We start from the raw sequence: 18,242 nt of genomic DNA, 5'->3' as shown, positions 1-18,242 counted from the left end.
GTATGCAATCGCTCTGACCGCCGGCCGCAACTTCCGGCCAGCCGCACGCGCCAAGTCAACGAGGGGCAGCCTAACACCTTGATCGGAAACAGCATAGGTAAATCTTAACACTCTCTTTCCGATTTGGCATAGGCATTGCGAATGAGTGTCCTGGCAACACCCGCCGCCTAGGGCGGGCCGTATTTCAGCCAGGGGGACTTCTTCGTCATGTTCGATCGCAGGATTGCTCGCCGCTCATTTCTCAAGGGGACCGGCGCCGGCTTCGTCGGCATCTCAACCGGTCTGTTGACCGCGCTTCCCGCCCGCGCCGAGGGCCTCACCGTCGGCATCCTCTATGTCGGCGCCAAGGACGATTTCGGCTGGAACCAGGCCCACGCCGTTGCCGCCGCCGCCCTGAAGCAAGTCCCGGGCGTCACCGTCGTCGAGGAAGAGAACGTCCCCGAGACCGTCGCCGTCGCCCAGTCCATGGAGTCGATGATCAACATCGACGGCGCCTCGCTGATCTTCGCCACCTCCTTCGGCTACTACAATCCCTTCGTTGTCGACACCGCCAAGAAGTACCCCGACGTCCAGTTCCGCCACGCCGCGCCGCTGTGGACCGACAAGGACCCCAAGAACGCCGGTTCCTATTTCGGCCAGCTCGACCAGGCCCATTATGTCGACGGCATCGCCGCCGGCCTGTCGACCAAGACGAACAAGCTCGGCTTCGTCGCTGCCAAGCCCATCGGCACCGTGCTGCGCAACATCAATTCCTTCATGCTCGGCGTGAAGAAGGTGAATCCCAAGGCCACGCTGCAGGTGATCTTCACCGGCGACTGGTCCATGCCCGTGCGTGAAGCCGAAGCCACTAACGCTCTGATCGACGCCGGTGCCGACGTCATCACCTGCCACGTGGACGGCCCCAAGGTGGTGATCGAGACGGCCGAGGGTCGTGGCGTCAAGACCTGCGGTCACAACGCCTCCCAGGCCCCGCTTGCGCCCAAGGGTTTCATCACCGGCGCCGAATACAAGTGGGAGACCATCTACAAGGATTACGCCGCCAAGATCACCGCCGGCACCGAACTGCCCAACTTCATCGGCGGCGGCTTCGATCTCGACTTCGTGCAGAACACGCCCTACGGCGCCGGCGCCACGCCTGAGGCCATCGCCGCCGCCGACGCCGCCCGCGCCGAGGTCAAGGTCGGCAAGCCGATCTTCGTCGGCCCCATCAACAAGCAGGACGGCACCCCGCTCGTCGCCGCCGGCGCCTCGCTCGACAACTACGCCCCGGAACTCAACGCCACCGACTACCTGATCGAAGGCGTCTCCGGCTCGATCACCTGATCCTGAGGGCAGGGCGGTGGGAATGCGCGTTCAGCCCCCGCCCTGCACCCCCCTCTCCAACTCTCCCCCCTTGAGGGGGAGAGTTGGAGAGGGGGGTAAACCCACGGGAAAAGGAAAAAGCTGGAGAGAGGGGTAAAACCCGCTGAATCCAGCAACCCGCGGAACCAAGCCACACCCTCTCTCCCCTTGCGGGAGAGAGTTGGAGAGAGGGGTAAACCCGCGGAACTCACCTTTCTGCGGAACCACACCGCACTCTCTCCCCCCTTGAGGGGGAGAGTTGGAGAGGGGGGTAACCCACTTCCAGGCCAGGACTACTAGACGCCCTCAAGATCACCGGACCGCCCATGACCGATGTGACCCTGACGACCCCGTCCCACCCGCTCGCCGATCTCGGTGACCGCCTCCGTCGCGGCTCTGAATATGTCGTCATTCCGCTCGCCGCCCTGCTGGCTTCGGCTCTCCTGTTCTCGCTCTTCCTGCTCGCCCTCGGCAAATCGCCGGTCACCTTCGTCGAACTGATCTGGAAAGGCGGCTTTGGTTCTGCCTTCGCCTTCCAGCAGACCCTGGTGCGGGCCTCGCCGCTCATCCTCACCGCGCTTTGCGTCGCCATTCCCGCCCGTTTGGGCATGGTGGTCATCGGCGGCGAGGGCGCGCTGGTGCTGGGCGGCTTCGCTGCCGCCGTCATCGCCATTCCCTTCGTCGGCCACGCCCCGGCGGTGCTGATCCTCCCGCTGATGGCGCTCGCCGCCGTGGCAGCCGGCGCCCTCTGGATCGGCGCCGTCGGCGTGCTGCGCCACTATCGCGGCATCAACGAGACCATCTCCTCGCTGCTGCTCTATTACATCGCCCGCTCGATCCTGAACTTCTTCGTCGAGGGCGCCCTGCGCGATCCCTCCGATCCCAACAAGCCCTCCACCATGCCCATCGGCGCCGACAACATGATCGGCGCCATCCCCGGCACCACGGTGCATTGGGGGCTCGCGGCCGGCATCGTCGCCTGCGTCCTCATCTGGATCCTGCTCAACCGCACCACCTTCGGCTTTGCCGCCCGCATCACCGGCGGCAACGTCCGCGCCGCCAAGGCGCAGGGCCTGCCGGTGGGCAAGCTGGTGCTGGTTTCCACCGCCATCGCCGGGGCCTGCGCCGGTCTTGCCGGCTTCTTCGAGGTGGCCGCGATCCAGGGCAAGGCCAATGCCTCGTTGCTGGCCGGTTACGGCTTCACCGGCATCCTGGTCTCCTTCCTCGCCCGCCACAATCCGCTCGCCATTGTGCCGGTCGCCATCTTCCTCGGCGCCATCAACTCCTCCGGCGGGTTGATCCAGCGCCGGCTCGACCTGCCGGATGCCACCGTCCTCGTGCTGCAGGGGCTGATGTTCGTCGTGCTCCTCATCTCCGACACCTTCTACGGCCGCTTTGCCGTCTTCAAGTCGAAGGGAGCCTGATCCATGGAGGATACCGGTCTCGTCACCGTGCTGCTCGCCATGCTGGCCGGCGCCATCCGCGTGTCCACGCCCTTCATGTTCGTGGCGCTCGGCGAATGCCTCACCGAGAAATCCGGCCGCATCAACCTCGGCCTCGAGGGCACCCTGGTCTTTGGCGCCATGGCCGCCTATGCCACCTCCTTCCTCACCGGCAGCCCCTGGCTCGGCGTCATCGTCGCCGGCCTTTCGGGCTCGCTGTTCGGCGCGTTGCACGGCGCCATCTGCCGCCTGAAGGGCGTCAACGACATCGCCATTGGCATCGCCATGATGCTGTTCGGCACCGGTCTCGCCTTCTTCTTCGGCAAGGCCTACATCCAGCCGGTCGCGCCGCATCTGCCGTCCATCGCACTCGGCTTCTGGACCGACAATCCCAATCTCGCCAAGGCGCTGGAGATCAACCCTCTGTTCCTCATCGGCATCGCGCTTGCGGTGTTGCTGTGGTGGGCGCTCGCCAACACGCGCATGGGCCTCATCCTGCGCACCACCGGCGACAGCGCGCCCGCCGCGCTCGCGCTCGGCATCAATGTCGATCTGGTGCGCTTCCTCGCCACGGCCTTCGGCGGCTTCCTCGCCGGCATCGGCGGCGCTTTCCTGTCGCTCTACTATCCCGGCTCCTGGACCGAGGGCCTCTCCTCCGGCCAGGGCCTGATGGCGGTTGCTCTCGTCATCTTCTCGCGCTGGAACCCGTTGGCCTGCGTCGGCGCGGCGCTGCTGTTCGGCGCCGCCGGCGCCCTCGGTCCGGCACTGCAATCCATCGGCATCTCGCGCGGCTATCACTTCTTCAACGCCGCGCCCTATCTGCTCACCCTCATCATCATGATCCTCACCACCTCGCCGACGCGCAGCCTGAAGGGCGCGCCGGGCGAACTGTCGATTACCAAGTGACGCCTTCCATCCACATTCAACGCTGACTGCAGGGAGTGATATCATGCACGGACTTGAAGCACTGATCGGCTGGCTGATCCGCCCGCGGAGCGATGAGGACGAAGCCGGCGCCACGCCGCCTCGGACCGACGCCGATCGTATGCCGAGCGACCCCGACGGCCGCGCCGTCGAGACCGTCATCATCCCGCTCGCCTATCCCCTGTCGCGCTGCCACATCTTCGGGGTCTGTCCATGAGCCTGACCAGTCCGGCGACGCTGGACGAGCGGGTGGGGGCCGTCCGCCTGCCCGCCGGTCGCACCATCGCCTCCACGCCCTACGCCTGGCCCTTCGACGGCGATCTGCGGCCCGACAACACCGCCCTCATCGTCATCGACATGCAGATCGACTTCTGCGGCCCCGGCGGCTATGTCGACTGCATGGGCTACGATATCTCGCTCACCCGCGCGCCCATCGAACCCATCGCCCGCCTGATGGCCGCCATGCGCGCCGGCGGCTACAGCATCATTCACACCCGCGAGGGGCATCGTCCCGATCTCTCCGATCTGCCCGCCAACAAGCGCTGGCGTTCTCAGGCCATCGGCGCCGGCATCGGTGATCAGGGGCCGCAGGGCCGCATCCTCGTGCGCGGCGAGCCGGGCTGGGAGATCATCCCAGAACTCGCCCCGCTGCCGGGCGAAACCATCATCGACAAGCCGGGCAAGGGCTCCTTCTGCGCCACCGATCTTGAAATGATCCTGCGCCTCAAGGGCATCCGCAACATCGTGCTTACCGGCATCACCACCGACGTCTGCGTCCACACCACCATGCGCGAAGCCAACGACCGCGGCTTCGAATGCCTGCTGGTGGAGGACTGCTGCGGCGCCACCAAATACGCCAACCACCTTGCCGCCATCGACATGGTCAAGATGCAGGGCGGCGTCTTCGGCGCCGTCGCCCCGTCGTCTGCACTGATCGAGGTGATCTGATGCAAGTGCGGCAGGCCTTCGTGCACCGTCTGCCCTGTGCGGCGCCCGACGACATGTCGGCGCTGCACCGCGCGCTGACCGATGCCACGATTGACCCTGCCGGCGTCGTCGCCGTCCTCGGCAAGACCGAGGGCAACGGCTGCGTCAACGATTTCACCCGCGCCTTTGCCGTGCGCGCCATTCGCGACACGCTCGCTGCCTTCCTGCCCGCTGGCGCCGTCGATGCCGTCTCCACCGTCATGTCCGGCGGCACCGAGGGCGGCCTGTCGCCCCACCTGCTGGTGCTGGAACGCCGCCCGACCGACAGGGTGCCGGACCAGCCGTCTCTGGCCATCGGTTCGGTTCACACAGCTGATCTGCCGTTCCACGCGCTCGGTAGGCGCGATCAGGTTCGCATGGTCGCCGACGGCGTCCGCGCCGCCATGGCCGACGCCGGCATCGTCGATCCGGCCGACGTGCATTTCGTCCAGATCAAGTGCCCGCTCCTCACCGCCGCGCGCATTGCCGAAGCCGAGGCCGCCAGCCAGTCCACAGCGACGCGCGACACCCTGAAGTCCATGGGCCTTTCCCGCGGCGCTTCCGCCCTCGGCGTTGCCGTTGCCCTCGGCGAGGTGGCCCTGGACGCCATCACCGACGCCGATATCGGCCGGAACTTTGCCCTCAGTTCCAGCCGCGCCAGCACGTCCGGCGGCGTCGAGCTCCTCAACCACGAAATCGTCGTCATCGGCATGAGCGCACTCTGGAGCGGCGATCTCGCCGTCGATCATGCCGTGATGGCTGACTCCATCGACATCCTGCCCGTGCGCGATTGCCTGCGCCGCCTCGGCTTTGCCGCCGATGGCCAGCTGACGGTCGCCGAGCAGACCCGCCTCGTTGCCCTTCTGGCAAAGGCCGAGGCTGGTACTTCCGGCAGCTTGCGCGGTCGTCGCCACACCATGCTGGACGACAGCGACATTTCCTCCACCCGCCACGCTCGCGCTTTCGTGGCCGGCGTCCTGTCGTCCCTGGTCGGACACGCCGAGATCTTCGTCTCCGGCGGCGCCGAACACCAGGGACCGGACGGCGGCGGCCCCGTTGCCATCATCGCCTCGAGATCCGGAGCCTGCCCATGACGGCCCTTGCCAGTCCCGCCCCGCGCGCCATCGGCCTTGAAACCGTCGGCATGACCAAGATCTTCGGCCCGCTCACTGCCCTCGACGATGTGTCGGTCAAGGTCGCGCCGGGTTCGTTCCACGCGCTGCTCGGCGAAAACGGCGCCGGCAAGTCCACGCTGGTCAAGTGCATCATGGGCTTCTACCAGCCCACCCGCGGCGCGGTGATGGTCGACGGGCGCGAGGTGCAGATCCCCAATCCCAAGGCGGCGCGCGATCTCGGCATCGGCATGGTCTACCAGCACTTCACCCTGGTACCCTCGCTCACCGCCACCGAAAACCTGGTCATCGCCCGCGCCGACGTCCCCTCGGTCATCGACTGGAAGAAGGAACGCGCCCGCCTCGACGAGCTGTTCGACCGCATGCCCTTCCGCGTGCCCCTCGATGTCCCCGTGTCCGCTCTGGCCGCCGGCGAGAAGCAGAAGCTGGAAATCCTCAAGCAGCTCTACCTCGACCAGCGTTTCCTCATCCTCGACGAGCCCACCTCTGTCCTCACCCCGCAGGAGGCCGACGAGATCCTCGGCCTCCTGCGCGGCATGACCGAGCGGGGCGACCTCACCATCCTCATGATCTCGCACAAGTTCCGCGAGGTCACCCAGTTTGCCGACGACGTCACGGTTCTGCGCAAGGGCGCCTTCGTCGGCTCGGCCCCCGCCAAATCGCTCACCGTCGGCGAGATGAGCCGCATGATGATCGGCGACATGAAGCTGCGCGAGCGCGCCGCCCGCCAGTCCTTCGAGGACAAGCCCGTGGTGCTGGAACTGGCCGGCGTCTTCGCCGATGACGACGAAGGCCTGAAGGCCGTCGAGGCGGTCAGCCTGAAGGTGCGCTCCGGCGAGATCGTCGGCATCGCCGGCGTCTCCGGCAACGGCCAGTCCGAGCTGATCGAGACCCTGTCCGGCCAGCGCCCGCTCGCCGACGGCCGCTTCTTCGTCAAGGGTGAGCCCTATGAGCCCGAGCGTGGCAAGATGGCCCGCTTCAAGGTCTTCGGCTTCCAGGAGGAGCCGCTGCGCAACGCCGCCGTCCCCCGCATGTCGGTCGCCGAGAACCTCGCCTTCCGCACCTTCGACCAGCCGCCCATCGCCAAGGGCTGGGGCTGGCTGTCGCCCGGTCCCATGCGGGCGAGGGCGCGCGAACTCATCGCCTCCTACCGCGTCAAGACCCCCGGTCCCGACGAACCGATCCAGAACCTCTCCGGCGGCAATGTCCAGCGCGCCATCCTCGCCCGCGAACTCTCCAGCGAGGTCGACGTGCTCGTCGTCGCCAATCCTTGCTTCGGTCTCGACTTCGCCTCCATCGCCGAGATCCGCGGCCAGATCATGGACCAGCGCAACCGGGGCGCCGCCGTCCTTCTTGTCTCCGAGGACCTCGACGAGATCCTCGAACTCTCCGACCGCATCGCGGTGATGAGCGAGGGCAAGATAACCTACGTCGCCAACGCCGCCGAGACCGACCGCACCACCATCGGCCAGTATATGGCCGGCCATCACTGAGGCTGCGACCGCCATGGCACGCTCTCGGAGCTTTTCACTAGGCCTAAACCGGAAACTCCGCGCTTCTCGCGGTTTCGTCGGCGGAGCCTTCTTCGTCTTGCCGCGCCAGGTGACATATCCGTGTCATGCACCCTGGGAGGATGTGACAATGCCCCCGGCCTTCTGCACGCAACCTGCGACATTTTGGGAATGACCGTGATGTTCACCGTTAAGGCCGCCCCCTTCGACTATTCCTTCCCGCCCGACAAGGTCGCCCTCATCGTCATCGACATGCAGCGCGACTTCGTCGAGCCCGGCGGCTTTGGCGAAACGCTTGGCAACGACGTGTCGCTTCTCACCCCGGTCATTCCCGTTGTAGCTGACCTTATCGCCTTGTTCCGGAAGAACAATTGGCCCGTGATCCACACGCGCGAAAACCACGCGCCTGACCTCTCCGACTGTCCGCCCGCCAAGCGTGACCGTGGCAATCCGGCGCTGCGCATCGGCGACGACGGCCCCATGGGGAGAATACTGATCCGTGGCGAACCGGGTGCCGACATCATCGACGCCCTCAAGCCGCTACCCGGTGAATATGTTGTGGACAAACCGGGGAAAGGCGCCTTCTACGCAACCGACTTATCCAGCATCCTCAAGGACTTGGACGTCACCCACCTCGTTTTTGCCGGCGTCACCACAGAAGTCTGTGTACAAACCACCATGCGGGAAGCCAACGATCGTGGCTTCACCAACTTGCTCATTGCAGATGCCACCGGAAGCTATTTTCCTGCCTTCAAGGAAGCTACCATCGCCATGATCGCCGCCCAGGGCGCCATCGTCGGTTGGGTGGCGCCGCTATCCGCGCTTGCGGAAGCCGTTTCGGGAGGGAAATCAGATGGTTGAGCGGAAGTTCGACGCGGCCGCCCATGTGGATCACATGGCTCCGGTGGTGGGAATCGAGATTGTCCCCGAGTGGCGCAACGGTGTTATTGTCAACCTTGAGACCGCCGCGCGCATGGCCGAACTGGTGCTGAACTTCCCGCTCGACGACCATGTGGAAATCGCCAACGTCTTCGAGGCCGGCAAATGACGCTCGATCCCATCAACGGAACGGCGTCCGAGATTGCCGATCTCGTCAACTCGCGCCAGATCACCGCGCGCGACATCGTCCGCCGCTCGCTCGATCGCATCTCCGCCATCGACGAGGCGGTCAACGCCTTCACCGACGTCACCGCCGATCGTGCCCTGGCCGAGGCCGACAAGGTGGACGCGCGCATTGCCGCCGGCGAGCAGCTGGCCCTGGCCGGCGTGCCCTACGGTGTCAAGAACCTATTTGATATCAATGGATTGTCGACTCGCGCCGGCTCGAAGATCAATCGCGATCATCCCCCCGCCACGGCCGACTCCCCCCTGATCACCCGCCTCTCCGAAGCCGGCGCCGTCTGCCTCGGTGCCCTCAACATGGGCGAATATGCCTATGACTTCACGGGTCGCAACGCCCATGATGGCGACGCCAAGAATCCCCATGATCTCAAGAGGATGACCGGTGGTTCCTCATCCGGTTCGGGAGCTGCCGTCGCCGCCGGTCTGGTCGCCCTGTCGCTTGGTTCGGACACCAACGGCTCGATCCGCGTTCCCTCGTCCTTCTGCGGCATCTTCGGCCTCAAACCCACCTATGGCCGTCTCAGTCGCTCCCATAGCTTCCCCTTCACCTGGAGCCTTGACCACCTCGGGCCTTTCGCCCGTTCCGTCAAGGACTTGAGCCTCGCCTTCGACGTGTTGCAAGGCCCGGACGCCTCAGATCCGCATCTCGCCTCCCGCCCGCCCGTCTATGCCTCCGAGGAGCTCGACTTCCTGCCGCGCGACCTCCGCGTCGCCCGCGCCGGCGGCTACTTCTGCAACCCCGGCTTCCCGCTGGCCAACAAGGCCGTGGATGTGGTTGCCGAAGCGCTGATCGGTTCGGGCGGCATCACCGTCAAGGGCGGCCATCTCATTGACGACATTGAGATTCCTGAGGCCGAACGCGCTCGCGCGGCCGCCTATCTCATCACCAACGCCGAGTCGTCCACGCTGCATCTTCAGCGCCTGCAGACCCGCGCCGCCGATTTCGACCCGGAAACGCGCGACCGCTTCCTCGCCGGTACCCTGCTGCCCGCCGGCTGGGTGATCGCCGCCCAGCGCTTCCGCTCCTGGTATCGTGCCGCCGTCAATCGCCTGTTCGAGGAGGTCGACGTGATCCTCGCGCCGGCGACGCCATTCCCGGCGCTTTACCGCGACCAGCTCACCATGTCCTTGAACGGACAGGAGGTTCCGGCGCGGCCCAACATCGGCCTGTTCACCCAGCCCATCTCCTTTGCCGGCCTGCCGGTCGCCGCCGTTCCCGTCTGGCTGGAGGGCGAGCGCATGCCGATCGCCGTTCAGGTGATCGCCGCGCCCTGGCGCGAGGATATCGCCCTCAAGGTGGCTCGCCGCCTCGAGTTGCTCGGCACCGCCAAGGCGCCCATCGCCATGATCACGGGGGACTGACACCGATGGCCGATAGCCCGCGCTGGACTGGACGCAACAACACCAAGGATGATCTCAGGGCGGAAATCTGGGAAAAACTGGTCGAGACCGGTGTCAATGTCGGCCCGGTCGCCGGTCGCATTCCCAATTTCGCCGGTGCCGATCTCGCCGCCCTGCACCTGTCGAGGGCGCCCGAATGGGCCGCCGCCCACATCGTCAAATGCAATCCGGACGCCGGACAAATCCCCGTCCGCCTCAGGGCGTTGTATGATGGCAAGGTGGTCTATGCGCCGGTTCCCGAGCTGACCAAGGGCTTTCCCTTTGTCCGTCTCGATCCGGCCAGACTGCGGGCTGACGGCATCCAGTTCGAGCTGGCCGCCACCAGTCAGGGCTTCCTCGCCCATGGCGAGCCGCTCGAGTTCTTTGACATGTCGCCCATCGATTTCGTCGTCGTCGGCTCCGTTGCCGTCACGCGCGCCGGCGGACGCACCGGCAAGGGGGGAGGCTTCGCCGATCTCGAACTCGGCATCTTCCGCGAACTTGGCCTCGTCGACGAAAAGACCCCGATCGCCACCACGGTGCATTCCGTGCAGCTGGTCGACGCTGATCGCCTGCCCATGCAAGCCCATGATTCCGCGCTGCATTATGTGGCGACCGAGCAGGGGCTCACTGTCACCGGCACCCGCCACGTCCAGCCCAGGGGCGTCTATTGGGATGCCGTCCAGCCGGACCAATACCGCGACATACCCTTCCTCACGGATCTTCGCTCCCGCATCGAGACGCGCTCATGATTTCTCCTGAAGACATCGATCTGCCCGAGGTGAAGGCCGAGCTCGAAGCCGTGTTCGCCGAATATGAAGCCGCTCTCGTCTCCAACGATGTTGTCGCACTCGATCGCTTGTTCCTTGTGGCACCGTCGACGATCCGCTACGGTATCGGGGAAAATCTCTATGGATACGACGAAGTTGCCGCGTTTCGCGCTGCCCGCTCGCCGGCAGGGCTGGCCCGCACCATCGACCGCACGGTGATCACCACCTACGGCCGGGATTTTGGCGTTGCAGCCACGCTGTTCCGGCGCGACAGCGCCCCTGGACGGGTCGGGCGGCAGATGCAGACGTGGGTGAGAACGTCCGACGGCTGGCGTGTCGCTGCGGCGCATGTGAGCGTGATCGACGAGTCGAAGTAACTTCCGCAGGCCGGAGTGCCGGCGTCCTGGCACGTTGGCCCAAAGATCGAGGGTGTGATGAAGTCGGCGGTGCGCAGCAAGGTAAAGTCCAGGCGGATCAGCATCTCGGCTCCCCGGCCCGACGGCCGGACGCGCACCGAGGGCTTGCGGCATGACCTTGCCGACGCCATCGTCAGCGGCGAGTTTGAGCCGGGCACCGCGCTGGATGAAGTGCGCCTTGCTTCCCGCTTCGGTGTGTCGCGCACCCCCGTTCGCGAAGCCTTGCGCCAGCTCAGCGCCAGCGGCCTCGTCGAGATCCGGCCCCACCGCGGCGCCATCGTCGCCAAGCTCGATGAGCGGCAGTTGCACGACATGTTCGTCACCATGGCCGAGCTTGAGGCCGCCTGCGCGGGTCTTGCGGCCCAGAACATGACGACACCGGAACGGCGGCAGCTTGAAGCCATCCACGATGAGCTGCGCGAGCTGGTCCGGATCGGTGAGCCTGAGAGCTACAATGTCGTCAACGAGTCGTTCCATTCGGCCATCTATGTCGGCGCGCACAATAGCTATCTATTTGAAATAACACAGCAAACACGAACGCGCATCCAACCTTTCCGCCGTGCGCAATTTCGCACCATCGGGCGTCTTCAGCGCTCCTTCGAAGAGCATGACCATGTGGTCGCGGCCATCCTGCGCGGCGATCGGGAGGCCGCCTATCTGGCCATGCGTCAGCATCTCATCTCCGTCGAGGAAGCCTACGACGCCTACGCCGAGGCACACTGACCGGCAGTTCCTGCTGCGGCAGGGGCGTGGACATCAACCGTTTTCGGTTGCGGCAGAGCGATCCTGCGGATAGGTACAAGGCCATAATCGCCTGACCCAGATCCTGGAGATTTCCATGTCCAACATCACCCGCATCGGCACCGGCAAGCGCATGAGCGACGCCGTCGTCTACAACAAGACCGTCTATCTCGCCGGCCAGGTCGGCAAGCCCGAGGGCGACGTCAAGAGCCAGGCCGCCTTCGCGCTGGCCGAGGTCGATCGCCTGCTGGCCGCCGCCGGCACCGACAAGACCCATATCCTGCAGACCATCATCTGGCTGGCCGACATCAATGATTTCGCCGCCATGAACGAGGTTTGGGAGTCCTGGGTCGTTCCCGGCCACACGCCTGCCCGCGCCACCGGCGAAGCCAAGCTGGCGGCCCCCGAGTACAAGGTCGAGTTCATCGTCACGGCCGCCCTGCCGGAATGAGAACTGGCTGATTGCAAATGAAAACGGCCCCGCGGAGATCATCCGTCCGGGGCCGTTTTCATGTCTGGTCGGTCGATCAGGCTGCCGCGAGTACCACGCGGTTCCGGCCCTCGTTCTTGGCGCGGTAGAGGGCGGTGTCGGCGCGCTTGAGCAGCGCTTCCACGCTGTCCCCGGACTCGTTGAGGCGTGACAGACCGATGGAAATCGTCACATCCACGAACTGCGATCCGCCAGCGATTGCAAAGGGTTCGCGGGCGATCTTCTGGCGCAGGCGCTCGGCCACCAGCGACGCCAGGTCATAGTCGGTATCCGGCATCACCACCACGAACTCCTCACCGCCATAGCGGCAGGCCAGGTCGATGCCGCGCAGGTTCTTGCGAATGCGAGCCGCGAACTCCCTCAGAATGTCGTCGCCGGCGTCGTGGCCGTGGGTGTCGTTGATGCGCTTGAAATGATCGATGTCGATGATCAGCAGCGACAGGTCGGCCCGCCGCTCTTGTGACTGCGCCACCACGGCCTTCAAGTGACCGTCGAGATACCGCCTGTTGTAAAGGTTGGTCAGACTGTCGGTGATCGCCATTTCCATGCTGCTGAGCACGTTGTCACGCAGTCGGTCGGTGTAGCGCTTGCGGCGGATCTGCGTCCTTGCGCGCGCCAGCAGTTCCTGCTTGTCGATCGGACGGATCAGATAGTCATTGACGCCGAGATCCAGACCGCGCTGCAGGCGCACGGTGTCTTCCATCTCGGTGATCAGCAGGATCGGCAGCATGCGCGTCCGCTCCAGTGACCGGATCTGCGAACACAAGCGCAGGGCATCGTGATCGGCCAGCGTGATGTTGACGATCAGCAGGTCGTAGGGATTCTCCGCCGCCCGGAACAGGGCCTCCTGCGGATTGGTTTCCACCTCGACTTCGCTCTCGCTCGCCAGCACCGTGGACAGACGCTCATAGGACGAACGGCGGTCGTCGACGATCAGGATACGGCTGGGATTGCCGCGCGTCAGATCGTCATAAGTCAGCGCCTTGTCCATGCCGATGTTGCCCTGATTGGCGCGTAGCGTCAGCTCATCGGTCAACAGCTTCAAGCGCACCAGGCTCTTCACGCGCGTGATCAGCTGCACGTCGGAAACGGGCTTTGTCAGGAAGTCATCGGCACCGGCTTCGAGGCCGTTCACGCGATCGGCGACCTGGTCGAGCGCGGTGACCATGATCACCGGCACGTGCGTGGTCTTGGGATTGGCACGGATGCGGCGGCAGACTTCAAAGCCGTCCATTCCTGGCATCATCACGTCCAGGAGGACGATGTCGAAGGGGGAGTGCTCCAGCATGTCGAGCGCTTCGGCGCCGGACGTGGCCGTGTGCACGTCAAAATATTCGGCCGTCAGTCTCGCCTCGAGGAGGCGTACGTTGGCTGCAATGTCATCGACCACAAGAATACGCGCAGTCATTGTACGAAGCCCGGCTATGAAGGTTCAGACGTCAAAGTCCTTGGCTGGTCCACGATTTGCTGCGCTATGCAACGCACTGCAGGCGGACATCCTTGGATACATTCAATGGTAGCGATGTAGCAACCTTACTCGCCAGCATAGGCGCGAACAGTTTCCACAAACTTTGCGACCGAGATAGGTTTTGAAATATAGGCCTCGCAACCACCCTGACGGATGCGCTCTTCATCGCCCTTCATGGCAAAGGCCGTCACCGCGACCACCGGGATCGAGCGGAGATCGTCGTCTTCCTTCAGCCACTTGGTGACTTCGAGACCGGAGACCTCAGGCAGCTGGATGTCCATCAGGATCAGGTCCGGCTTGTGGGTCCGAGCAAGATCGAGCGCCTCGATGCCGTTGCGGGTCTGGACGGTACGATAGCCGTGCGCCTCCAGCAGGTCGTGGAAGAGCTTCATGTTCAGTTCGTTGTCTTCGACGATGAGAACTGTCTTCGCCATACCGCTCACTTCCAGCTTCCGCCACTTGGTACTCGGAACACTCCGATCGACACTTTCTCTCGGAGTATTACGATCTCAGACACCTCACCGTTCCAGGGCCAAGCGGCCAAGGGATAACTTTCGGCTACGCGTCTACGCAAAACGGGGCGCGCTTTCTTCAATGGTTTTCAGAATATCAATATAGGATAGATTCCTTTAGCAATCACAAACAGGCTGCAACCATGATCCGAGATTCCAGGCTCAACGCCGAAAATGCCGAGAAAATCGCCATTCAGGGCCTCGCATTCCTGGCCGGAGACCCGGAATCACTCGGTCGTTTCCTGTCTTTGACCGGCATCGGACCGTCGGAGCTGCGCAAGGCGGCCAGCGAGCCGGGGTTTCTCGCCGGTGTGCTCGAGTTTTTCATGGCTGACGAGTCGCTGCTGCTAGCCTTTGCCGAGGCGGCTGCAATCCGCCCGACCATGATTGCCGCCGCCCGCTATGTGCTCGATGGCGATCATGAATGACTGCTGACTTCTACAGTCAGTAGACGTCAGCAATAAGGCGGGCAGGGGAGGTGTCCGATCATGACCGCGGGGGCATTTTGTCGGGACTGTCTGGCCGTGCAGGTCGATCCGGTGCGCCGTCGCTGCAGCACCTGCGGCAGTCCGCGCCTCCTGCGCCATCCCGACCAGCACGCTCTCACCATCGCCCATATCGATTGCGACGCCTTCTATGCGTCGGTCGAAAAGCGCGATGATCCTTCGCTGGCCGACCGGGCGGTGATCATCGGTGGTGGCAAGCGCGGTGTCGTCTCGACAGCCTGCTACATCGCCCGGCTGAGCGGCGTCCGCTCGGCCATGCCTATGTTCAAGGCGCTCGAACTCTGCCCCGAGGCGGTCGTCATTCGGCCGAACATGGAGAAATACGTCAAGGTCGGCCGGCAGGTCCGCGAGCGCATGCTGGCGCTGACCCCGCTGGTCGAGCCCCTGTCCATCGACGAGGCCTTCCTCGATCTCTCCGGCACCGAGCAGCTCCACCACGGCTCGCCGGCCCTGACGCTCGCCCGCTTTGCCATGGAGGTCGAGCGCGACCTCGGCATCACCGTCTCGGTCGGCCTTGCCCCCAACAAGTTCCTCGCCAAGATCGCCTCCGATCTCGACAAGCCGCGCGGCTTCTCGGTAATCGGTCCCGGTGAGGCCAAGGCCTTCTTGGCGCCGCGCCCGGTCACCACCATCTGGGGCGTCGGTAAGGCCTTTGCCGAGCGTCTCGCGGCCGATGGCATCCGCACCGTCGGCACCTTGCAGGAGACGGAGCCCGAGATCCTGATCCGCCGCTACGGCGCCATGGGCATCCGTCTTGCCAAACTTTGTCAGGGGGAGGACGACCGCCGCGTCGACCCGCACGGCAAGCGCAAGAGCTTCGGGGCCGAGACCACGTTCTTCGAGGATCTCGCCGATCTGCCAAGCCTGCGGCCGATCCTGCGCCGCCTTTCCGAAAAGGTCTCCGATCACCTCAAGAAGGCCGACAAGGCCGGTCAGACCGTCACGCTGAAGCTCAAGACCCACGATTTCAAGCTGTCCACCCGCGCCCGCCGTCTCGCTGATCCCACCCAGCTGGCCGACCGCATCTTCCAGGCCGCCGACGACCTGCTGGCCAAGGAGGCGCACGGTCTCAAATACCGGCTGATCGGCGTCACCGTCAGCGATCTGGGCGATCCCAAGCAGGCCGACCCCACCGATCTCATCGACATCACGTCGACCCGCAAGGCCGCCGCCGAGCGCGCCATGGACGCCATCCGCGCCAAGTTCGGCGCCAAATCCGTTGAAACCGGCCTGGTCTTCGACGATCGGGCCCGGCGGGATCGCAACAAGACCTGAGCCTCAGCTCGAGGCCCCGCGCTTCAGATCGCCCGCGATCCCCAGCTTCGCCCCATCCAGCCGCTCGCGGTAGACCTGGATGTTCTCCATCACCCGCTGCACATAGTTGCGCGTCTCGCCGAAGGGGATGCTCTCCACCCAGTCCACCGGGTCGACGCGCGGATCGCGCGGATCACCGAAGCGCTGTATCCACTCGCGCACCTTGTTCTTGCCGGCATTATAGGCGGCAAAGGTGAGGATATACGAGCCGCCGAACTCGTCGGTCAGCTCCTTGAGATGCGCCGAGCCCAGCACCGCATTGTAGCCGGGATCGGACGTCAGCTTGTCCTGCACGAATTTCACCCCGAGGCTGCGCGCCGTTGCCGCCGCCGTCGACGGGATCATCTGCAGCAGCCCGAGCGCCCCGGCCGCGCTGCGCGCCTTCGGGTTGAAACCGCTTTCCTGCCGCGCGATGGCATAGACCACCGCAGGCTCGACCACCGTCTGCTTGCGCGCCGCTTCCGGAATGGCGTCGAGCGGGAAGGCCAGGCGTTCCACGCCGAGATTGCGGTCGGCCGCCAGCTTGCCCACCTGGAGCGCCAGATTGTAATTGCCGCGGCTTGCCGCGAAATCCGCCAGCAGCGCCACCTGTCCGCCCGAGGGCAGCTGCTTGGCAAGCTCGGGATAGAGCAGGGCCGCGTCGCTTTCGTGGCCGGCCTGCAACAGCAGCACCAGGATGCGTGCAAGATCGTTTTGAGCGAAGGCCTGCCGGTCGGCCTCCGTCGGCTTGGGCACCGGCGGCAGTCCGAGCGACTGCGCCCCCAGCTTCACCCGCGCCAACTGGCCGTAATAGGTGAACTCGTCCGTCGCCGCCGTCTGATAGGCCTGCCGCGCATCATCGACGCGTCCCGCCTGCTCATAGGTGCGCCCGATCCAGTAGGCCGCGCGCGCCCGGCTGATCGGCTTGCCCGAGACCGTCTCCAACGCTTTGAACTGCTTCAACGCCGTCGCCGGATCGTTGAGGAAGCGCAGCGCGTACCAGCCCGCATGGAAGTGCGATTCCTGCTGTGCTTCGGAGTCGCCGCCCACCTGCGAAGCCGCCACCTTGTAGGCGAGCCGGGCGTTGCCCTTTTCCATCAGGTCGCGCGATACGATGCGTCGCTCCACCCACCAGGCATCGGCATGCGCCTCGGTCTTCTTGCCCTCGATGGAGAGAATGGCCTTGGCCGCTTCCGCCGGCCGGTCGTTGCGCCGGTGCCATTCGGCCACGGTGAAGGTGTAGATCGGATCGGCGCGCATGGATTTAGGCACCGCGTCCAGCAATTTCTGCACATTGCCCGCGCCGCGAAGCACCGCCGTCCGCGCCGCCGCCATGGCCGCGTGGCCTTCCGGCAGGAAGCGGGACAGCGAGTTGGCCTGCGTCACCCGGTCGGCATACATCAGCATGTCGTAACGCGCCTTGTGCTGCTCGCGCGTCAGGATCGGCCCGAACTCCTTGAGAATGGACGCATCCTGCTGCGGTGACAGCGTCTCAGTGCTCCACCACTTGCCGAGCAGCGCGCTCGCCGACTTGGTCTCGCCCACGGCGATCTTGGCGCGCACCAGCGACAGGATGCCGTCGTCGGAAATGGGGTCGGAACCGGCATAGGCCGCAACAATCTGCTGCGGCTTCAGTTGCATGTCCGCCATCGCCTGCTCGGCGCGACGACGCATCAGCTCCACCGACGGCCATGTGGGCCGCCGCCGGGCGAAATCGGTGATCTGCTGCGGCTGCAGCCCGTCGATGCCGCGCCGGATCGCCATCCAGGTGACCACGTCGCGCTCGAACTGCGGCAGACCGGACGCCATGCCGAGCGCGCCGTTCAGATCCTTGGAATCCAGCGCATCCAGCGCCCCCTTGAGCTTCGCCACCGTGGCATCGGAGACATTCGGCAGCGCACCTGTGGTCAGCGCAGCTGCCGCGTCGACCACCAGCCCCGTGCCCGGCGGAGGCGGCAGCACCCCCGGCGCAGCCATCACCGGGCTCGCCAGCAATGTGCCGATGAGCAACAGGGTGGTCAAACGCGGACGGCGAGGGGTGCCTTGCATGGGTCCTCCAGATGCCTGTGCCAGATCGACTGACCGATTTTTGCCCCATCGCGATAACGCGTAGCGGGCTTGCCTCAATCAATCCAAAATTAACTGCAATATGCGCCGGCGAGGTTGATGAAAGCTTGATGCCGGCTTCTGAGCCTCAAAGCAGATCAATGTGGCATTTTTTCAGAAT

General features: G+C 65.0%; 19 protein-coding genes. 16 read left to right on the top strand and 3 right to left on the bottom strand.

Going from position 1 to position 18,242, the window contains the following annotated elements:
- The first annotated feature begins 207 nt into the window (after positions 1-207).
- The 14 genes from L2I41_RS14090 to L2I41_RS14025 all read left to right on the top strand — a co-directional run bounded on the left by L2I41_RS14090 (position 208) and on the right by L2I41_RS14025 (position 12,197).
- A complete protein-coding gene (locus L2I41_RS14090; protein ID WP_237154208.1) occupies positions 208-1,323 on the top strand; it encodes a BMP family ABC transporter substrate-binding protein in 1,116 nt (371 codons plus the stop codon).
- A 344-nt stretch (positions 1,324-1,667) separates the two neighbouring features.
- Positions 1,668-2,765, top strand: a complete 1,098-nt coding sequence (locus L2I41_RS14085; RefSeq protein WP_237154207.1) for an ABC transporter permease — start codon at positions 1,668-1,670, stop codon at positions 2,763-2,765.
- Positions 2,766-2,768: 3 nt separating this feature from the next.
- Positions 2,769-3,689, top strand: a complete 921-nt coding sequence (locus L2I41_RS14080) for an ABC transporter permease (protein WP_237154206.1) — start codon at positions 2,769-2,771, stop codon at positions 3,687-3,689.
- A gap of 43 nt (positions 3,690-3,732) precedes the next feature.
- Positions 3,733-3,924: a hypothetical protein gene (locus tag L2I41_RS14075; protein WP_237154205.1), complete on the top strand. Its 192-nt coding sequence runs from the start codon at positions 3,733-3,735 to the stop codon at positions 3,922-3,924.
- On the top strand, positions 3,921-4,655 hold the full coding sequence (biuH, locus tag L2I41_RS14070) for a biuret amidohydrolase (RefSeq protein WP_237154204.1): 735 nt from the start codon (positions 3,921-3,923) through the stop codon (positions 4,653-4,655). Before L2I41_RS14075 ends, biuH begins: the two co-directional genes overlap by 4 nt.
- Positions 4,655-5,767 (top strand): cyanuric acid amidohydrolase, encoded by a 1,113-nt coding sequence (atzD, locus tag L2I41_RS14065; protein ID WP_237154203.1) that lies wholly within the window; start codon positions 4,655-4,657, stop codon positions 5,765-5,767. Before biuH ends, atzD begins: the two co-directional genes overlap by 1 nt.
- Positions 5,764-7,299: an ABC transporter ATP-binding protein gene (locus L2I41_RS14060; protein WP_237154202.1), complete on the top strand. Its 1,536-nt coding sequence runs from the start codon at positions 5,764-5,766 to the stop codon at positions 7,297-7,299. The genes atzD and L2I41_RS14060 overlap by 4 nt, the downstream gene beginning before the upstream one ends.
- Positions 7,300-7,497: 198 nt before the next feature.
- On the top strand, positions 7,498-8,178 hold the full coding sequence (locus L2I41_RS14055; RefSeq protein WP_237154257.1) for a cysteine hydrolase family protein: 681 nt from the start codon (positions 7,498-7,500) through the stop codon (positions 8,176-8,178).
- On the top strand, positions 8,171-8,365 hold the full coding sequence (locus tag L2I41_RS14050) for a DUF4089 domain-containing protein (protein WP_237154201.1): 195 nt from the start codon (positions 8,171-8,173) through the stop codon (positions 8,363-8,365). Before L2I41_RS14055 ends, L2I41_RS14050 begins: the two co-directional genes overlap by 8 nt.
- Positions 8,362-9,801, top strand: coding sequence for an AtzE family amidohydrolase (locus tag L2I41_RS14045; RefSeq protein ID WP_237154200.1), 1,440 nt, complete (start codon positions 8,362-8,364; stop codon positions 9,799-9,801). Before L2I41_RS14050 ends, L2I41_RS14045 begins: the two co-directional genes overlap by 4 nt.
- 5 nt (positions 9,802-9,806) lie before the next feature.
- A complete protein-coding gene (locus L2I41_RS14040; RefSeq protein WP_237154199.1) occupies positions 9,807-10,571 on the top strand; it encodes a 5-formyltetrahydrofolate cyclo-ligase in 765 nt (254 codons plus the stop codon).
- Positions 10,568-10,966 carry an oxalurate catabolism protein HpxZ gene (hpxZ, locus tag L2I41_RS14035; protein ID WP_237154198.1) on the top strand — a complete coding sequence of 133 codons (399 nt, stop codon included), beginning with the start codon at positions 10,568-10,570 and terminating at the stop codon, positions 10,964-10,966. Before L2I41_RS14040 ends, hpxZ begins: the two co-directional genes overlap by 4 nt.
- A gap of 57 nt (positions 10,967-11,023) precedes the next feature.
- Positions 11,024-11,728, top strand: a complete 705-nt coding sequence (locus tag L2I41_RS14030; RefSeq protein WP_237154197.1) for a GntR family transcriptional regulator — start codon at positions 11,024-11,026, stop codon at positions 11,726-11,728.
- Positions 11,729-11,843: 115 nt separating this feature from the next.
- Entirely contained in the window at positions 11,844-12,197 is a 354-nt protein-coding gene (locus L2I41_RS14025; RefSeq protein WP_237154196.1) for a RidA family protein, read from the top strand.
- 76 nt (positions 12,198-12,273) lie between these two features.
- Here the strand turns inward: L2I41_RS14025 and L2I41_RS14020 are convergent, their stop codons facing one another.
- Together L2I41_RS14020 and L2I41_RS14015 are read right to left on the bottom strand one after the other, a co-directional pair.
- The gene (locus tag L2I41_RS14020) at positions 12,274-13,644 is read right to left on the bottom strand and encodes a PleD family two-component system response regulator (protein WP_237154195.1); all 1,371 of its coding nucleotides are present in this window, start codon (positions 13,642-13,644) and stop codon (positions 12,274-12,276) included.
- Positions 13,645-13,769: 125 nt separating this feature from the next.
- On the bottom strand, positions 13,770-14,138 hold the full coding sequence (locus tag L2I41_RS14015; RefSeq protein ID WP_237154194.1) for a response regulator: 369 nt from the start codon (positions 14,136-14,138) through the stop codon (positions 13,770-13,772).
- A 221-nt stretch (positions 14,139-14,359) separates the two neighbouring features.
- On the opposite strand from L2I41_RS14015, the gene L2I41_RS14010 reads away from it, so the two are divergent.
- Positions 14,360-14,644: a DUF3572 domain-containing protein gene (locus L2I41_RS14010; protein WP_237154193.1), complete on the top strand. Its 285-nt coding sequence runs from the start codon at positions 14,360-14,362 to the stop codon at positions 14,642-14,644.
- Positions 14,645-14,704: 60 nt separating this feature from the next.
- On the top strand, positions 14,705-15,997 hold the full coding sequence (locus tag L2I41_RS14005) for a DNA polymerase IV (RefSeq protein WP_237154192.1): 1,293 nt from the start codon (positions 14,705-14,707) through the stop codon (positions 15,995-15,997).
- 3 nt (positions 15,998-16,000) lie between these two features.
- On the opposite strand, the gene L2I41_RS14000 is transcribed toward L2I41_RS14005, so the two are convergent.
- Complete coding sequence (locus tag L2I41_RS14000; protein WP_237154191.1) at positions 16,001-18,064, bottom strand: lytic transglycosylase domain-containing protein; 2,064 nt, start codon at positions 18,062-18,064, stop codon at positions 16,001-16,003.
- Between the last annotated feature and the right edge of the window lie 178 nt (positions 18,065-18,242).

Source organism: Oryzibacter oryziterrae (genome assembly GCF_021864535.1).
In the GTDB taxonomy this organism is placed as follows: domain Bacteria; phylum Pseudomonadota; class Alphaproteobacteria; order Rhizobiales; family Pleomorphomonadaceae; genus Pleomorphomonas; species Pleomorphomonas oryziterrae.
This window is presented reverse-complemented; position numbering and strand designations above follow the sequence as displayed.

Bases quoted from the DNA above. Each gene is read 5' to 3' on its own strand.
- hpxZ (WP_237154198.1), top strand. From the start codon at position 10,568: ATGATTTCTCCTGAAGACATCGATCTGCCCGAGGTGAAGGCCGAGCTC.
- L2I41_RS14040 (WP_237154199.1), top strand. From the start codon at position 9,807: ATGGCCGATAGCCCGCGCTGGACTGGACGCAACAACACCAAGGATGAT.
- L2I41_RS14010 (WP_237154193.1), top strand. From the start codon at position 14,360: ATGATCCGAGATTCCAGGCTCAACGCCGAAAATGCCGAGAAAATCGCC.
- L2I41_RS14060 (WP_237154202.1), top strand. From the start codon at position 5,764: ATGACGGCCCTTGCCAGTCCCGCCCCGCGCGCCATCGGCCTTGAAACC.
- L2I41_RS14025 (WP_237154196.1), top strand. From the start codon at position 11,844: ATGTCCAACATCACCCGCATCGGCACCGGCAAGCGCATGAGCGACGCC.
- L2I41_RS14005 (WP_237154192.1), top strand. From the start codon at position 14,705: ATGACCGCGGGGGCATTTTGTCGGGACTGTCTGGCCGTGCAGGTCGAT.
- L2I41_RS14045 (WP_237154200.1), top strand. From the start codon at position 8,362: ATGACGCTCGATCCCATCAACGGAACGGCGTCCGAGATTGCCGATCTC.
- L2I41_RS14050 (WP_237154201.1), top strand. From the start codon at position 8,171: ATGGTTGAGCGGAAGTTCGACGCGGCCGCCCATGTGGATCACATGGCT.
- L2I41_RS14080 (WP_237154206.1), top strand. From the start codon at position 2,769: ATGGAGGATACCGGTCTCGTCACCGTGCTGCTCGCCATGCTGGCCGGC.
- L2I41_RS14000 (WP_237154191.1), bottom strand. From the start codon at position 18,064: ATGCAAGGCACCCCTCGCCGTCCGCGTTTGACCACCCTGTTGCTCATC.
- L2I41_RS14055 (WP_237154257.1), top strand. From the start codon at position 7,498: ATGTTCACCGTTAAGGCCGCCCCCTTCGACTATTCCTTCCCGCCCGAC.
- atzD (WP_237154203.1), top strand. From the start codon at position 4,655: ATGCAAGTGCGGCAGGCCTTCGTGCACCGTCTGCCCTGTGCGGCGCCC.
- L2I41_RS14090 (WP_237154208.1), top strand. From the start codon at position 208: ATGTTCGATCGCAGGATTGCTCGCCGCTCATTTCTCAAGGGGACCGGC.
- L2I41_RS14020 (WP_237154195.1), bottom strand. From the start codon at position 13,644: ATGACTGCGCGTATTCTTGTGGTCGATGACATTGCAGCCAACGTACGC.
- L2I41_RS14085 (WP_237154207.1), top strand. From the start codon at position 1,668: ATGACCGATGTGACCCTGACGACCCCGTCCCACCCGCTCGCCGATCTC.
- L2I41_RS14030 (WP_237154197.1), top strand. From the start codon at position 11,024: ATGAAGTCGGCGGTGCGCAGCAAGGTAAAGTCCAGGCGGATCAGCATC.
- biuH (WP_237154204.1), top strand. From the start codon at position 3,921: ATGAGCCTGACCAGTCCGGCGACGCTGGACGAGCGGGTGGGGGCCGTC.
- L2I41_RS14015 (WP_237154194.1), bottom strand. From the start codon at position 14,138: ATGGCGAAGACAGTTCTCATCGTCGAAGACAACGAACTGAACATGAAG.
- L2I41_RS14075 (WP_237154205.1), top strand. From the start codon at position 3,733: ATGCACGGACTTGAAGCACTGATCGGCTGGCTGATCCGCCCGCGGAGC.